Source organism: Arthrobacter sp. NPDC058130 (assembly GCF_042884475.1).
GTDB lineage: Bacteria > Actinomycetota > Actinomycetes > Actinomycetales > Micrococcaceae > Arthrobacter.
Map to the genome: position 1 here is coordinate 831,226 of NZ_JBHVTV010000001.1, position 15,816 is coordinate 847,041.

Annotated in this window: 14 protein-coding genes; 6 read left to right on the forward strand and 8 right to left on the reverse strand. The window is 62.9% G+C overall.

Annotated features, from left to right (window positions below; all coding sequences use genetic code 11):
- Positions 1 to 22: 22 nt before the first annotated feature.
- The 8 genes from ACFVTM_RS03895 to ACFVTM_RS03930 all read right to left on the reverse strand — a co-directional run bounded on the left by ACFVTM_RS03895 (position 23) and on the right by ACFVTM_RS03930 (position 8,238).
- A complete protein-coding gene (locus tag ACFVTM_RS03895) occupies positions 23 to 1,972 on the reverse strand; it encodes an ATP-binding cassette domain-containing protein (protein ID WP_390202040.1) in 1,950 nt (649 codons plus the stop codon).
- Entirely contained in the window at positions 1,969 to 3,138 is a 1,170-nt protein-coding gene (locus tag ACFVTM_RS03900; RefSeq protein WP_390202041.1) for a hypothetical protein, read from the reverse strand. Before ACFVTM_RS03900 ends, ACFVTM_RS03895 begins: the two co-directional genes overlap by 4 nt.
- Positions 3,139 to 3,237: 99 nt before the next feature.
- Positions 3,238 to 3,606: a peptidase inhibitor family I36 protein gene (locus tag ACFVTM_RS03905; RefSeq protein ID WP_390202042.1), complete on the reverse strand. Its 369-nt coding sequence runs from the start codon at positions 3,604 to 3,606 to the stop codon at positions 3,238 to 3,240.
- 430 nt (positions 3,607 to 4,036) lie between these two features.
- Entirely contained in the window at positions 4,037 to 4,918 is an 882-nt protein-coding gene (galU, locus tag ACFVTM_RS03910; protein ID WP_390202043.1) for a UTP--glucose-1-phosphate uridylyltransferase GalU, read from the reverse strand.
- Positions 4,919 to 4,968: 50 nt separating this feature from the next.
- The gene (locus ACFVTM_RS03915; RefSeq protein WP_390202044.1) at positions 4,969 to 5,859 is read right to left on the reverse strand and encodes an AMP-binding protein; all 891 of its coding nucleotides are present in this window, start codon (positions 5,857 to 5,859) and stop codon (positions 4,969 to 4,971) included.
- Entirely contained in the window at positions 5,831 to 6,859 is a 1,029-nt protein-coding gene (locus ACFVTM_RS03920) for an LLM class flavin-dependent oxidoreductase (protein ID WP_390202045.1), read from the reverse strand. Before ACFVTM_RS03920 ends, ACFVTM_RS03915 begins: the two co-directional genes overlap by 29 nt.
- Positions 6,856 to 7,389 carry a hypothetical protein gene (locus tag ACFVTM_RS03925; protein WP_390202046.1) on the reverse strand — a complete coding sequence of 178 codons (534 nt, stop codon included), beginning with the start codon at positions 7,387 to 7,389 and terminating at the stop codon, positions 6,856 to 6,858. Before ACFVTM_RS03925 ends, ACFVTM_RS03920 begins: the two co-directional genes overlap by 4 nt.
- Positions 7,390 to 7,407: 18 nt before the next feature.
- Complete coding sequence (locus tag ACFVTM_RS03930; protein WP_390202047.1) at positions 7,408 to 8,238, reverse strand: alpha/beta hydrolase fold domain-containing protein; 831 nt, start codon at positions 8,236 to 8,238, stop codon at positions 7,408 to 7,410.
- A gap of 172 nt (positions 8,239 to 8,410) precedes the next feature.
- Here ACFVTM_RS03930 and ACFVTM_RS03935 point away from each other — a divergent pair, with 172 nt between their 5' ends.
- The 6 genes from ACFVTM_RS03935 (at position 8,411) to ACFVTM_RS03960 (ending at position 15,784) form a co-directional block, all read left to right on the forward strand.
- Positions 8,411 to 9,136, forward strand: coding sequence for a hypothetical protein (locus ACFVTM_RS03935; RefSeq protein ID WP_390202048.1), 726 nt, complete (start codon positions 8,411 to 8,413; stop codon positions 9,134 to 9,136).
- Between the two features lie 90 nt (positions 9,137 to 9,226).
- Entirely contained in the window at positions 9,227 to 10,408 is a 1,182-nt protein-coding gene (wecB, locus tag ACFVTM_RS03940; RefSeq protein WP_390202049.1) for a non-hydrolyzing UDP-N-acetylglucosamine 2-epimerase, read from the forward strand.
- A 5-nt stretch (positions 10,409 to 10,413) separates the two neighbouring features.
- Positions 10,414 to 11,613 carry an MFS transporter gene (locus ACFVTM_RS03945; protein WP_390202114.1) on the forward strand — a complete coding sequence of 400 codons (1,200 nt, stop codon included), beginning with the start codon at positions 10,414 to 10,416 and terminating at the stop codon, positions 11,611 to 11,613.
- Between the two features lie 18 nt (positions 11,614 to 11,631).
- Positions 11,632 to 12,906: an FG-GAP repeat domain-containing protein gene (locus ACFVTM_RS03950; RefSeq protein WP_390202050.1), complete on the forward strand. Its 1,275-nt coding sequence runs from the start codon at positions 11,632 to 11,634 to the stop codon at positions 12,904 to 12,906.
- On the forward strand, positions 12,906 to 14,600 hold the full coding sequence (locus ACFVTM_RS03955) for an FAD-dependent oxidoreductase (RefSeq protein ID WP_390202051.1): 1,695 nt from the start codon (positions 12,906 to 12,908) through the stop codon (positions 14,598 to 14,600). The genes ACFVTM_RS03950 and ACFVTM_RS03955 overlap by 1 nt, the downstream gene beginning before the upstream one ends.
- Positions 14,597 to 15,784, forward strand: coding sequence for an acyltransferase family protein (locus tag ACFVTM_RS03960; RefSeq protein ID WP_390202052.1), 1,188 nt, complete (start codon positions 14,597 to 14,599; stop codon positions 15,782 to 15,784). The genes ACFVTM_RS03955 and ACFVTM_RS03960 overlap by 4 nt, the downstream gene beginning before the upstream one ends.
- Positions 15,785 to 15,816 lie beyond the last annotated feature (32 nt).

Genomic DNA, 15,816 nt, shown 5'->3' on the forward strand with positions numbered 1-15,816 from the left:
AATTGCAATTTTCCTTAGAGTTTCATGTGTGATAAAGGGTTTCTACGGGATCAATCCGAGCTGCCTTTATGGCCGGGTAAACTCCCGCGAGCAGGCCTATGGCAACCCCGGCCCCCAGACCTAGCAGGATTGTTTCCGGAGAAAATACCGGGGTCCATTTGTTCAAGTAGGCGATGACTGCCAAGGCATTCAACGCCGCGAGCACGCCTAGTCCAGCGCCGAGTAATGACGTGAAGACTGCTTCGAAGCAGAATTGGGCAACGATCGCCGACTGGGCGGACCCGATGGCCATCCGGAGGCCGATTTCTCGGCGGCGCTCCATGACCGCAACCAAGAATGTGTTCATGGTGCCAACGCCCCCGATGAGGAGCGCCAGGGCTGACATGGCGATGAGCATGGTCTTGGATTGCTCGTCGACCGACTGACGAAGTGTGTCGGGTTCCGGTGGTGCTGCTGCCGCGACCGATTGCGGCCTTGTGGGGTTCCAAGCAAGCGAAGCTTCCTTGGCGACGCTTGATGCTGCCCCGGGCGCGGTTTTGATTAGGACCCTCACGCGACCCGGAGCAGGCTCCGGGAGTGGAGAGGTGCCCAACGGCACGTAGACGCTTGCAGCCGATTCAGAGGACGTGAGGTCCTCTCTGACCACACCGATAATCTGTCGGGGAGTCTTGTTGATGTAGAGCGTCATGCCTGGCTGCCACGGTCGCCCCAACCTCTTCATCAGACTTTCCCCAACGAGTGCGACGTCGTCTTTCCGAGCAACATGCCCCTCATCGAATTCACGTCCCGCCGCAATTTCCAATCCGAGCGCACGCAACCCCGAAGGTGCGGCACCGATTATGGGGGCGTAAATGATGTTGTCGTTTTGTTTTTTCTCCCACGGTGCCAAGGAAATCGAAGACGACGGATCAAGAGTCTGAAGAGCACCGACTTCTTCGACGCCGTTTAGTCGGCTGAGCCGGCTGAGTCCGTCCGATTGTTGCCATGCCAGGGCTTCGGCGGGTGTTAGTAGTCGGTCATCTGCGGGGCTCAGGCTGACGCGCTGTGCAAGAAATACGTTGAACCTATCGGACAGTTGGGCAGAAATCGTTGCTGAAAGTGCAGCGGTCAGAACCAGCGATGCCACACCGAGAGCCACGCCAAGCATGGTGAACGAATTTCTTCGAAACCGGCTCAGCACTGCCTGGGCTGCCTCCCGCAAGCCACGCAGCACCCAAATCGGATTAGGGCGGGGGGACTTGAAATCGGCCAAGCCTTCAGGCGCTTCCAATGGGGTCCCGGAAGTCATGACACAACCATCATCCAACCGCACGACCTCATCGCACTGACTAGCAACCCACTCGTCGTGCGTAACGATGACGGTTGCCTGATCGGGTCCGGTCAGATCTTTCAAGAGGGCCAAAACGTCTCGTGTGCGCTCGGAGTCAAGACTTCCTGTTGGTTCGTCGCATAGCAAAAGCGCTGGTCGGGTGATGATTGCACGCCCGATCGCGACTCGCTGCTTTTCTCCGCCGGACAGTGTTCGCGGCATGGCATCTTTGCGATGTTCCAAACCGAGTCGGCGTATTACGTCGTCAGCAAGTTGTTGTCGCTCACCTGCATCGGTTCCTGTGTAGAGCAAGGGGAGTGCGATATTCTCTCGAACGTTTTTGTGTTCAATGAGGTGGAACGATTGGAAGACAAAGCCAATGTTTTCCAGGCGAAAAGCTGCCCGTGCGCGGGAGCCCAGGTGTCCAGTCTCTGTGCCTCCAATTGTCAGCGATCCGGCATCTGGTGCTGTGAGAAGTCCGAGGATATTGAGCAGAGTACTCTTTCCCGAACCGGACGTCCCGACGATGGCAGTCAGGCGGCCCTTCGCGAAATCGAAGGATCCGTCGGTGAGTACAGGGGTTCTCTGGAAGCCTGTCACGTAGCTTTTCGTCAGCTGCCGGCCGGATACGGCGGTCGAAAAGACGGTTTTGGTGAGGGTCACGACGCGGAACCTGAGACCACAACAGCGTCTCCTGCGGCGAGCGGTGCGGGGTCGGTCTTCGCTGGCACGACGGCGGATTCACCGGACGCTGAGAAAACCACGGTCACTTCCACGTCCGTGCGTGTGTCGCTCTTGACCACGGAAACCATGCTGACGCCGTTTCGCGTCCACAAAGCGGCACTGGGCACGATGAGCTGCTCCGGAGGGGACTGGTCGAGGACCAGCGAGGCACTCACAGGATTGGCTAGCTTCTCGGTGCCTGACGCGACTGGAATGAAAACTGCTTTGGACGTTGCCGGCACTGTCGGTTCGGGCGCGACATTTGATGAGGCGCCCGCATCTGCATTTGACCCGGCCCCTGAAACTGCGCCTGTGGCTGGTAGAGCGCTTGCATCCGTATCAATGATGGAAATTTCATGGCCATCGGTACCGATCGCCGGAATTATTGCGGACTGACCTGCGCGTGCTTCCGGCGGCAGTGTCCCATTAGTCCCGGTGCAATTCAGACCGCGCCCTCCCGATCCTAGGGTTAGGAGTGGGTAGGCTCCCAGGACGCCGGGCAGATGCGGTGCGCCGACAACCACTCCTTCCTCGGGGACAACGAGAAAGCGGTTCGCTGCGACCAGGACTTCGTCTCTCTTGGGGGCGGCGTGACCGGATTGAACATACAGATAGGCCAAGGCCGCCGCCGTGGCCTCAGTCACAGTGGACGCGGATGGCTCGGTTTGAGCGTAGAGCACACCGGCACGCACGAGCGCGTTATTGACGAGTAGAGCATCGGGTCCGGTGTCCTTCAGCTTCAAGTCCCTGTAGAGGGGAAACTGCCCCGTCAGGGTAAACATTGGGAGCCCATTGGCCTCACCAACGTACGTGCCATCGCCGACAGATTCACCAGCGCTAACGGCAACTGACGTGATCACGGTGCCGCTGCCGCCTGCTGGAGCGACCAAAGCACGCGTTCGGAATCCTGGTGCGCACGCCAGCTGGGTGGTGTCGGAGATCTGGCCCAGTCTGGTTGCAGCCGTGATGACAGAAGGAGATGGCGGAACGGCCCGAGCCGCCTGTTCTGCAGTTGTTGTAAAGCCCGAAGCGATGCCCATTGTCGTGGCGGTCAGGGCAATGCAAAGCAGGCCGCCTCCAATTAGTCCAAAATTGCGTTTCTTCATAATGCTGCCCCGATAGTTATTCCTCACGAGCCAGAAGCGGACGGCGTGGTCGACATTTCGTGCCACGCCGTCCGCCAAGCAACTCGTCTAGTAAGAGAGTTATGCCCAGTCCACGAAGTCTGCCGCGTTGGCGAAACCTACGCTTCCCAGATTGGGCTCGTACCAGCCAGCATTCAAGACTTGTCCGACATAGTATGAGCCTGAGCGCCACTCACCGATCAGCATTTTTCGCGTATTGTTGGCATTAATCCATGAATTCGCGTGGTCATGGATGGTCGAGTTCAGGTCGACGTATCCAGCAAAGCCGCTAATGTCCTGGTGTGCGCCTGATTCGTTAGTGCCCGTGTAAACGCACACCGTGCTGGTGGCGCAACCGAAAACACTTGCCTGCGCCGGAGCGACGGCGCCGGCAATTCCGGCCGTGACCAAACCTGCAACGGCGAGCAGCCGAATGGTTCCAGTTTTCATATTTCCCCCATTTTTACGTTTGCCATATGGCGTTGACCTGTGATTTCACGCATTACGCGAGGTCCCGGAATGATTGCCGGAACCCCGCGGCTCTCATCCAATCGCCCCAAAGTGAAAAAAACAAGCCGGTCGACCTGTTTGTAACCATCCTGTTATCCAGTCATCATCTGGCGGGCAAGAATGCTGCTGCTCAGCTTCAGGTGCTGGTTCCCGCGTTGAGCACACGCCTCCAGGCCCACGCCGACACGGTGGGATGGATGAAGTGTTGCTGTCGGGGCATGCTTTGAAGCAAGCGACTTCGAAAATCACACCAGCATCTTCGCGGTCTAGCGAGCCTGACCAGGGGGCACCACGGTGCTGGGAACCTCGCCGAGTGCTCCTACACGGGACGGAGATTTCAACCGTTCGAACCAATTCCGCGCATACCCGGTCAGGCTACAGGGGCCATTACTTCGTCCAGCCAGTGCCGCAGCCCCGGGCCTGTATCCTCGCGCTCAAGCGCCAGGGTCATGACTGCCTTGATATAGCTGAGTTTGTCGCCGGTGTCGAATCGTCGGCCGCGGAAGATCACTCCGTAGACGCCCGAGCCTTCGCCTTCCGAAACCGCCAAGCTCTGCAGAGCATCAGTCAGTTGGATCTCGCCGCCGCGGCCTGGAGGGGTCTGCTCGAGGACATCAAACACCCGGGGGTGCAGGACGTAGCGTCCGATGACCGCGAGGTTCGATGGGGCCTGTGCCGGTTCTGGTTTCTCGACGAGCCCGCGGATGGACAGCGCCCCGTCGACGGAACCCGGATGCACGTCCGCGCAACCGTAAGCGCCGATCTGGTCCGGTTCAACTTCCATGAGGGCGACCACAGAACCTCCGGTCAAGTCCTGCACCCGGGCCATTTCTGTGAGAATGCCGTCCTGTTCGTCGATCAGGTCATCGCCCAGGAGTACGGCGAATGGTTCGTTGCCGACATGCGCTTTGGCACGCAGGACAGCGTGGCCAAGGCCCTTTGGGTCGCCCTGGCGGAGGTAGTGGAGGTCCGCCAGGGTGGAGGATTCCCGAACTGAAGCGAGCTTGACGTGATCTCCGTTGGCCGCGAGGGTCTGTTCGAGGAAGGGCTCGCGGTCGAAGTGGTCTTCCAGTGCGCGCTTGTTCCGGCCGGTGATCATGACGATGTCGGTTAGTCCGGCCCGGACGGCTTCCTCGACCACGTATTGAATGGCCGGTTTGTCGACAACCGGGAGCATCTCTTTGGGCATCGCTTTGGTGGCGGGCAGGAATCGTGTTCCGAGTCCTGCGGCGGGGATGACAGCTTTACGCATGATTGTCCTTCGGCTCGTGGTTGTTAATGCGTGTCGGGCTTTATTCGGCGCTACAGCTCTTGTGGCAGCTCACGGGCAAATTCAGCCGGACAGTAATCGATCATGGTGCCGTCGCCGGCCAGAATGTCCGTTTGGTGGAAGATGGCACAGGGAAACGCATCTGCCATCGCGGTCCGTGTTGGCGAGTCCGGGTAAACGGTGACCAGGACGTCTCTGAATTGCGGAAACACCGCCTCCCGGACGGCAGCGCGCCGGAAGAAGGCAGGATCGGCCACGACCAGGTCGGCTTCCGTCTCCCGGAAATGCTGGATCAGTGATGCGCACTGCAGGGAGCCGTGGTCGGTGAGCAGATCCACCGTCCCTCCGGCGGCCAGGGGAGCCCATACATCAAGCAGCGAGTGGTGTTGCTCTGATGTCGAGAGACCCAGGACGGTGCGGGCGGACAAGGTGAATCGCTTCTCCGCCCGCAGGACAAAGCGCTGCAGTTTCTCTTCGTCCAGCCACGTGGCGGAGCCCGCGGTACGAGTGGGGTCCGACGGTAGGACCAGGGCCGCTATGTTTGTTTGCTTTACTGAGCTGGAGGCCGGCGGGTTGGCCGGGACGGAGGTTCTGACGTAGTCGCCTCCTGGGTACATGAATCCGGCTGCCCCGCTCCGGATTGCGTTCCCTGCCAGGGTTCCGGAGGCTGCGGTGGTGATGGGCGTCGCAGACGCGCCGAGGGCCCACAACGCCGCGGTGTCCACCACGGCGTCCAAACACGGGGCGGCGTCGAACCCAACGACGTCGCCTGCCCGGATCCCTTTTAGCTGAAGGGCCCGGGCCCGGGTGTCGATCATGGCTTCCAGGGCGGCGTACGGGTAGTCGTTGCACCTCCAGCGAAGGGCTGCCTTGCCCGGGTGCTGCCGGGCGTGCTCACGGATGGCTGCGATCAACGGATGCATTCCCGGTCCTTTCCGCGGTGGAGTGGCCTGCCAGGGACACCCGGGGGCGGGGTGGCGCAGTTTTCACCGTTTCCTGCGTAAGTGTGGCGACGGCATCGGCGAGGAGGGCGTGCGAGAGGATCCTGTCCTTTAGCCGGGGCAGAGGAGTGGTGATCATCAGTTCGTCCACACCGAGGTTTTCGGCAAATCGGGTCAGCCTCTCTGCGACATCGTTGGCGGCCCCGACGATGAGGCGGTCCTCGTTGGCGTTGCGGCGCTGGATCTCCTCCTGGGACCACGACGACTGCGCGGCCTTGGCATAATTGGGGAAGGGCCGGTCGTCGCCAAGATCCTTGCGTGCCCGCCAGAGCCGGACCGTGTCGGCCAGCCGCTGCGCCCGGGAGTCGGTTTCCGCGGCGATGACGCGCACTGCAGCTAGCGCTTCGGGCCGCTCACGTCGTGCGCCAGGCTGAAAATGTGCCGTGTACTGGTTCAGTGCCGTCTTCCCGCTGCCGGGGTTGAGGAAGTGGGCGTGGGCGTATCCGGCGCCGAAGAGGGCGGCCAGGGGAGCGGAGCCGCTGCCGGCCCCGAGAAGCCAGATGTCCATGTCGTTTCGGCCGGGCGCGCCGGGGAGGACGCCAAGCCGGGTGTGCAGGTCGATGAGCTTTTCGTTGAATTCCCCGGTTCCGCCGCTGCCTGCCCGGCCAACGCCCAGGTTGACCCGGCCGGGGTGCAGTGCGGAGAGAATTTCGAAGGCTTCGGCGACTTGGGACGGTTGGTGGAGTCCGAGCAGCACTCCCCCGGAACCGACTGTGATGTTGGAGGTGGCGTCGAGCACGGCGAGGGCTAGAAGGGCGGGCGTGGTGCCGGCGAAGCTGGGGGAGTCGTGGTGTTCGGCGACCCAGAACCGGTGGTAGCCGGATTTTTCGGAGGCCCGGGCGAGTGCGATGGTTTCACGCAGCGCTTCGGCCTTGGTGTGGCCGTGGGCGACGGGGGATTGGTCGAGGACGGAGAGCTTCATCGCGTTGACGTCGTAGTGCCGGGTTTGGACGAGGGAACGATGGTGTAGTCGGCCAGGAAGACCAGGTTGTGGACTTCGGCCGAGGCGATTGCGCGAAGGATGGGCAGCTCTTCGGCCGCTTGTTGGCGCGTGAACACGTTAAGTGGCCATTCACGGACGGTACCGCCGCGCAGGTGGGGGTGGTGGAAACCTCGCCCGTAAAAGGCGTGGATGGTGATTGGCGGGATGCCTGCGGCTCGCTGCTCGGCCCATGCGAGGGTCCACGAGCAGACCTGACCGGCGTCGGCGGACCTGCCGACGCCCGACGATTCGACGGTGCCCTGGTCGAGCATCAGCACTTCGTTGATCTCCTCCAAGGCCTGCCGGGCGAACGGATCCAGAAGTTCGACGGCGGACCGGAAGAGCGCTTCCTTGTCCTGACGGCTGACAGCTTCACCGTGGGTGCCGTCGCGCAGGTCCGCGAAATGCCGCAGCAATGACTGGGTGTAGGCGGGCTGAGGTGGGGCCGTGTTCGGGCTGGTTGCGCTCATTTGTTACTCCGTAGCTCGTTATGGGTGGTCGGGCAGGGCATCGAGGCGGGACTGGATCCAGTCGTGAACCGGGTTGCTCCGGTAGGGGGAGGTGTCCAGGAACTGTCCGTGCGCGATGGATGGGCTTAGTTGCAGGTTGACGGCTACGGACGCGGCCGTCAGGCGGGCGGCGAATTGTTCGACGTCGTCTCTGACGGGGTCGGTGGTCCCGGCGATCAGCGAGGTGGGACAGAGCCCTTTGAGATCTGGTGCGTGCAGCGGGGACAGGTAGAGCCGGTCACGCAGGTCTTCGCCCGATCCGGCGTACTCCCGCCATGAGTCCAGCAGCAGCGTCCGGGGCGGGAAGGGCTGGCCGGCCTGGAGGTAGGAACCGGCGGCGCAGTCCGGGTCCAGCGGCGGGTACGCCAGGATCTGGCCCGCCAGCGGTAAGCCGCTATCCCGGAACCACAGGGCAGCACCTCCAGCCAGGGTCCCGCCGGCGCTGTCGCCGCCGACAAAGGTTCTGTGCCGGTACTCACGCTGCGCCCAAAGGGCTGCCGAGGCGATGTCCATGACCGCCGTGGGATGGGGCCATCGCGGGGCCAGCCTGTAGCCGACACTGATGATCCTGGCGGTCCCTGCAGCGGCCAGCGCTTCGCATCCGCCGTGCCAGCCCTCGATGGAGCCGCGCGTCCAGCTTCCCCCGTGGGCCCACACCAATGTTGCGGACGGCTGTGCGGCGGGTTCATAAATGCGCAGCCGGATGTTCGCTCCGTCGGCGCCGGAAATGGTCCTGTCCGTCCAGGGGACATCAGTCCGGGGGGCGTGCAGATAGGCCGTCCCGGGCCGCGCGGAGGTGTCTGAGGTCATGGCTTCATCTTTCCCAACCTGGGCCGCCCGCGCCTGTCCCTGCTTTGCCTATCACTGACAGGGGGTGGATAGCGTGGCCTAGTACTGCTGATACTTGCTCCAGTGGGACAGTGTGGTGGCCTCGCCGGAGGCATCCACACTGTCCCACTTCTGTGTGCAGGCCAGTAACTGCATGGGGACGGATCTTATTGAAACCTCGGGGGTATTTGTGAGAACTGTCTTATCGGAAGACCTGTCGTTCAGCAGTCCGCTGGCTTACGTCACAGTGCTGCGGGACGTAGAGGATCGTCAGGTCGCCGGCCCCGTGGTCATCGTGAATCTTGCGGGAACGGATGCCTTCGTCGGCCACGGGCAGGTCTCTGCTTTGCCGTCGTTCAGCTCCACCGTCCTCGTCCGAGGAACTGTGACAGGGGACCTGCTCGTCGTCGTCTCCATGGAGAACATAGGGCACGGCGAGTTGTTGGCCAGGGAACTTGGCTGGACCGATTTTTATGGGGGCGTGCCCGCCAAGCCTGTCCTGCTGCGGTCGCCGCAGACAACCATTGCTGAAGTAGCGCTTGACCCCGCGGCCGTGCTCCGACAACCCGGGCTTCCCGGAGGGGAGGAAAAATTCACCGTGAAGGCGAACCTCTGGTTCAGCCCCGCAGGGACCGACTGCGGCATCCACAATAGCCACGACTTCATCGAAGTCCACACTCAGATTTCAGGTTTCGGCCGGATGCAGAAGTTCACTTCCCCGGACCACGGCTCCCTTTATGAGGATCAGCAGCTGAGTCCGGGAGCCACTAACCCGGTTCCGTTCTGTCTGGAGCGGGAGGGGCGCTTCATCTACCCGTGGCACCAGTACCGAGCCGACACCGACTGCGTGTGGCTCGCCGTGGAATACCACCTCAGCTAGAGCATCACCAGCTAGAAAATCACTCCGTTTCGCCAACTGTCGCCGGTTACAACCGGTCGATCCGCCACACCCTTTTTCAGGAGAGAAACCATGAAAACCATTGGAATAGTCTTCGGAACACGACCTGAGGCAGTGAAGTTTGCTCCCATCATCCACGCCCTGATCCGGGACCCGCGGTTCCGTCCGGTGCTCATCTCCACCGGCCAGCATCGCGAAATGCTGGACAGCACCCTGGAGGAATTCCGGATCACCCCGGACGTGGAACTGCGGATCATGAAGGACCAACAGACCCTCTCCCAAGTCACCCATCGCATCCTGGAAGGGCTTTGCTCCGGGGACCACATGGAAGGACTTGACGCGGTCATGGTCCATGGTGATACGGCCACGACCCTGGCCGGAGCCTTGGCGGCCCTACACCGCTCTGTGCCGATCATCCATGTAGAGGCCGGCTTGCGCAGCGGCAACAATTACTCACCTTTCCCCGAAGAAGTAAATCGGAAGCTGGTTGCGCAGATCGCCGCCCTGCACCTGGCCCCGACTCCGGGCAACAGCGCCAACCTCATCCGCGAAGGCGTCCGGGAACACTCCATCGTCGTCACCGGCAACACTATCGTGGACGCCCTGCACTGGGGCATGAACAATCTCCGCGACTACGGCGAATCGGCCCTGGCAGACCTGGACAACGACCCCCGCAAGGTCATCCTGTCCACCACGCACCGCCGTGAGAGCCACGGCCGTCCCATGCGCGAGATCGCGGCCGCCTTGGCGGACATCGCCGCGCGCCGGAACGACGTGCGGATCGTGGTGCCGCTGCACCTGAACCCGAAAGTCCGGGAAGCCATGGTGCCGATACTGTCCGGACTGCCCAACGTGGACCTGGTGGACCCGCTGCCATACCTGAGCTTCTGCCGTCTGTTGCAGCGCAGCGACCTCATCCTTTCCGACAGCTCCGGCGCGGAAGAAGAAGGCCCTGCCCTGGGCAAGCCGACCCTGGTGCTGCGCGAAATTACCGAACGCAGCGAATCCATCCTGACCGGGAGCTCCCGGCTGGTCAGTCGCAACCGGGGCCAGATCGTCCACGAAGTGGACCGGCTGCTCGATGATCCGAACGCGTACATGGAGATGGCTACCGCTATCAATCCTTACGGTGACGGCAAAGCCACCGACAGAACCATCGCGGCAGTGGCTCACTACTTCCTGCTCGGTCCTGCCGCGATGCCGTTTGTCCCCGGCGCGGACTTCGTGCCGGCGGCAACCAGGGCAGCGGCGTGAGAGGTATGCCGTTGGGGCTCCTGGCCCTCGCTGTCGGAGGGTTCGGGATCGGGCTAACCGAATTCGTCATTCTGGGCTTGCTGCCCGAGGTGGCCGCCGATTTTTCAGTCAGCATTCCGGTAGCCGGGCACCTGGTCTCCGGTTATGCCCTCAGCGTCGCCGTGGGCGGTTTCCTCGTGACCGCCGCGACAGCATCAATGCGGCCCAAAGCGGTCCTATGCGGACTCATGGCCCTGTTCATTCTGGGAAACCTGCTCTCGGCTGTGGCCAGTGACTACACCGCGATGTTCGCAGGCCGGGTTGTCGCAGCGCTCTGCCACGGGGCGTTCTTCGGGATCGGCGCGGTGCTCGCTTCGACGCTGGTCGCTCCGGACCGCAAGGCCAGGGCCATCTCGGTCATGTTCGCCGGCCTAACTATCGCCAACGTCCTTGGGGTGCCGCTGGGCACCTTCCTGGGTCAGCAGTTGGGGTGGAGAGCGACGTTCTGGGCCATCACCATCATCGGGGTCATCGCCCTGTCCGGCCTGATCGCGTACGTTCCCGCGCGGGACGCCGAGCACCGGGGTCCCGGGCAGTTGCGCCGTGAACTCGGCGCCTTCGCCAGCGGCCAGGTCTGGCTTTCCATACTGGTCACGGTATTTGGGTTCGGAGCAATGTTTGGCGCGTTCACCTACATCGCACCGATGCTGACCGGGCTCTCCGGGCTCTCGCCGGAGGCTGTGCCGTGGATGCTGGTCGTGTTCGGCGCGGGTCTGTTCACCGGCAACCTGATCGGCGGCCGGGCGGCCGACGCGAACCTGGACCGCTCCCTGCTCATCCTCCTCACCATCCTGACCGTTGTGCTCTTGGTCTTCACCGTCACAGTCAACAACCCCTGGGGTGCCGGGGTCACGCTTTTCCTTCTTGGCACTGTGGGTTTCGCGGCCGTTCCAGGCATGCAGACCCGCGTCCTATCCTTCGCGCACCGCGCACCGACGCTGGCCTCCGGGGTGAACATCTCGGCGTTCAACCTCGGAAACGCGATCGGCGCCTACCTCGGCGGTGTCACCATCTCCGCCGGCCTGGGCCTATCGTCACCGGTCTGGGTAGGTGCAGGCCTGGCCGTCACGGCCGTTGCGCTTATGGGCGCCGCGGTGCTGTTGTTGCGCCGAATTCCTCAAAAGTCCGGCTCGCCGGAACCTGCTGCTGCATCACTGAGCTCGTAAGACACGAAAGGCACTCTCATGACATCACCAGCACTGCCTAAAGCCTCCGCGCCGCGCCTGAACATCACCGAACCAGCTTTCGGCAGCGAAACCGTGACCGACTTCCTGCGCGACGGCTACTGGCTGGAAGCCGCCGACATCGATGGCGACGGCAAACCCGATCTTGTCGGCTACGGCCTGACCGTCGGTGAAATCTACTGGTACAAGAATCCCGCCTGGGAAAAGCGCCTGGTGGTGGACAAGATCAAAGAACCCGTCGGTATGGACTTCGGCGACGTCACCGGGGACGGCACCACCGACCTGGTCGTCTGCTACCAGCTGTACGGACCCGGCGGCACCATCCACCACGCCGACCCAGAAGGCGGCAAGATCGACTGGCTGGAAAATCCCGGGAACCCGTCCGAATCGACGGAAAACTGGAAGCGGCACTACGTCGGCCGCGCCATCGGCATGCACCGGCTGCGGGTCGGACACTTCACCCGCACCGACAAGATCCAGATCATCGGCTTCCCGATCGTCGCCGTCGAAGACGTCCATGCCGTCCTGCCGGTCGTCCTGTTCACCCCGGGTGATGACCCGCGCGCCGAATGGGACAAGGAGATCGTCAGCGACTCAGACTTCCGGATGATCCACGGCGTCGCCAAGAAGAAGGACATCATCCCCGGCTCTGCCCTGGACTCGATTCTGATGGCCTCAGACGAGGGCGTCAGCTGGCTGTACTACGACGAAGACAGCCGGACCTGGGCCTGGGAGCACATCGGCGACGGCGAAGAGAGCCAGTTCGAACAGACCACCTTCAAAGGCAGCGGCGATGTGGACGGCGGCCGCATCGGCGATGACCCGCTCGCCTACGTGGCCGCCATCGAACCCTTCCACGGCAACACCGTCGCCGTGTACACGCGAAGCGGAGGAGACGCCGAAGCTGCCGGCTGGACTCGCCACCTCCTCGACATTTACGGGGACCCGAACGAGAACGGCGAAGGCCCCGGCCACACCGTGATGTGCCGGGACTTCGACGGCGACGGGGACGATGAATTCCTCATCGGGCTGCGCGGGCCCGAACCCTGGCAGGGCGCCTACTACTACAAAGCCGTGGACCTGGCTAAGGGCCTCTTCCTGAAATGGAAGGTCTCGAACGAGTCCATCGCGCGGATCGTCGCCGGCGACTTCAACTCCCGGGGTGTAGAGGACTACGCCACCATCTCCTACTCGGTGCAGCACTACTTCGTAGCCCCCAAGGCCCAGATCACCCTGCATCCCAACAACACACCTCAAGGCGAAGGACAAAAGTAATGACCACCGCAGAGAAAAACGGCATCGGCCGCCGGTTCTTCATGACCGGCTCGGCCGGCACCGTCGCCGCAGCTTCCCTGACGGCCTTGGGCACAGCCACCGCACCCAAGGCCCAGGCCGCATCCGGCCCCACAGTCCCGGACGGCTCCGTCGTCCAACCCGGGGATTCCCGCTACGCGGACCTGATGACTGGTAACAACCAGCGCTTCATCGCAAAACCTGACTACGTCAGGCTGATTACCAGCGCCAAGGACGCAGAAGAAGCTGTCCGTGAGGCCGTCCGCACCGGCAAGAAGGTCTCCGTCCGAAGCGGCGGGCACTGCTTCGCGGACTTCGTCTGCAACCCCTCCGTCCAAGTCATCCTCGACGTCTCGCCCATGAACGCTGTCTACTACGACAAGAAGATGGGCGCCTTCGCCATTGAGCCCGGCGCCCGGATCATGAACGCCTACGAGGCCCTGTACAAGAACTGGGGCGTCACCATCCCGGGCGGCATCTGCTACAGCGTCGGCATCGGCGGACACATCGCCGGGGGCGGATACGGGCTGCTCTCCCGCTCCCACGGCCTGGTCGTAGACCACCTCTACGCGGTGGAAGTGGTCACCGTGGACGCGAGCCGCAAAGTCCGCACCGTTACCGCCACACGCGATGACATGGGCGAACTGGGCGACCTATGGTGGGCGCACACCGGCGGGGGAGGCGGGAACTGGGGCATTGTGACCAAGTACTGGTTCCGGTCGCCGGGAACCGAAGGCAAGAACCCCTCCGAGCAGCTGGTCAAGGCCCCGTCCACCGTGCTCGTCAGCGGCATCTCGATCCCGTGGGATCAGCTTGATGAACTCAAGTTCCGCCGGCTGATCACCAACTTCGGCACCTGGCACGAACAGCATCGCGACCCGGGCACCCCCGAATCGCACCTGAGCAGCCTCTTCAACGTCAGTTCCAAGGCCCACGGCAGCCTGGGCATGTTCACCCAGATCGACGCCGCCGCCCCGGACGCCAAGGGCGTCATGGAACGCTACGTGGCAGCGATTCTGGACGGTGTCGCGGTCACGCCAGAACCCCTGGAGAAGCCCAACGGCGAGATCCCGGCCATGCCCGAGTTCTACAAGACCCGCGAAATCCCCTGGCTGCAGGCGACCCGCCTCGTCGGGACCGACAATCCGGTAATCACCAACCCGACCAGCCGGGGTGCCCACAAGTCCGCCTACCTGAACCGGAAATTCACCGACGAGCAGATCGGCGTCCTTTACCGGCAGATGAGCCGGCCGGACTTCACCAACCCAAACACCATGCTCGTGCTGTTCTCCTTCGGCGGCCAAGTCAACGCGGTTCCCGTTGACGCTACAGCCAACGTCCAGCGCCAGTCCGCGTTCAAACTCTGCCTGCAGACCTTCTGGCCGGACCTGGCCGACGACGACTTCTACCTCGGCTGGGAGCGGGAAACGTACGAGGGGATGTTCTCCGCGACGGGCGGCGCGCCGGTCCCGGGCGAGCAACTGGACGGCTGCTACATCAACTACCCGGACGTTGACATGGCCGATCCGGCCCGCAACCGTTCCGGCACCGGCTGGCAGACGCTGTACTTCAAGGGCAACTACCCGCGGCTGCAGCGGGCCAAGGGCCGCTGGGACCCGACAAACTTCTTCACCCACAGCCTCGGCATCGAACTCCCGGCCGGAGGTGCCTCATGACCGCTACCGTCCCGGAAGCCACCCTCGCCCACCCGCGGCTGAGTAAACTGCCGTCCCTGACCGGATTGCGGTTCTTCGCCGCAGTCCTGGTCTTTTTCTTCCACATCACGCTGTCCAACTCGCCGATCCCGCCGAATGATCCCATCAACCCGTTCGCGGACGCCGAGCTCGGCTCCGCACTGGAATGGCTGGTCAGCAAGGCCGGGTACGTGGGGGTGTCGTTCTTCTTCGTCCTTAGCGGCTTCCTGCTGGCGTGGGCATCGAAGCCGGGTGAAGCCAAACGCCAGTTCTGGCGCCGGCGGCTGCTGAAAATCTTCCCCAACCATCTGGTGATGTGGGTCCTGTCGATGATCCTGTTTGCCGCAGCCATCAACCCGCCGCTGGGATGGGTGAGCAACCTGTTCCTCGTGAACTCGTTCATCCCGGACGGGTCGATCTACGTCGCGGTAAATCCGCCGTCGTGGACCCTGAACAGCGAACTGCTCTTTTACGTCCTGTTCCCGCTGCTGATGGTCCCGATCCGGAAAATTCCGGGAAACCGGCTTTGGGTGTGGGCCTGGATCATGGTGGCGGCGATGGTGGCTGTGCAGCTTGTCACCACCTACCTCATCCCGGCCACCCCGGTGTCCGCGCTGACACCGGTTTCGGTGACCCAGTTCTGGTTCGGTTACATCTTCCCGCCCGCCCGGCTGTTCGAGTTCATCCTCGGCTCCATCCTGGCCCGCATCGTCCTGTCCGGTCGCTGGATTCCCCTCAAGATGTGGCATGCGCTCGTGTTGTGCGTGCTGGGCTACGCCGCCGCGATGGTGGTCCCGTTCGTGTACTCCTTCAACGTTGCCACGATCGTCCCTGTCGCCGCGATCATCTGCACCGTAGCCACCCGTGACATCGCGGGCCGATCCGGCTTTCTCGGCTCAAGGCCGATGGTCTGGCTGGGCAACGTGTCGTTCGGCTTCTACCTTTGCCAGGGTGTCGTGATCTTCTACGGACGCATCCTGCTGGGCAACGAGGTCTACGCGACACCCACTGCTTGGCTGGTCGTGGCCGGGTTCTTCGTCGCGACCCTGCTGAGCGGCTGGGCGCTCTACGCCCTCGTCGAGAAGCCGGTCATGGACCGCTGGGCCAGGCCCCGCCCGAAACCGGCAGCGCGTGAACTGGCACCAGCCGGCGCATCTGTGACTTAGAAGGGCATCAGGCAGATAGCGAAGGCCCGGTC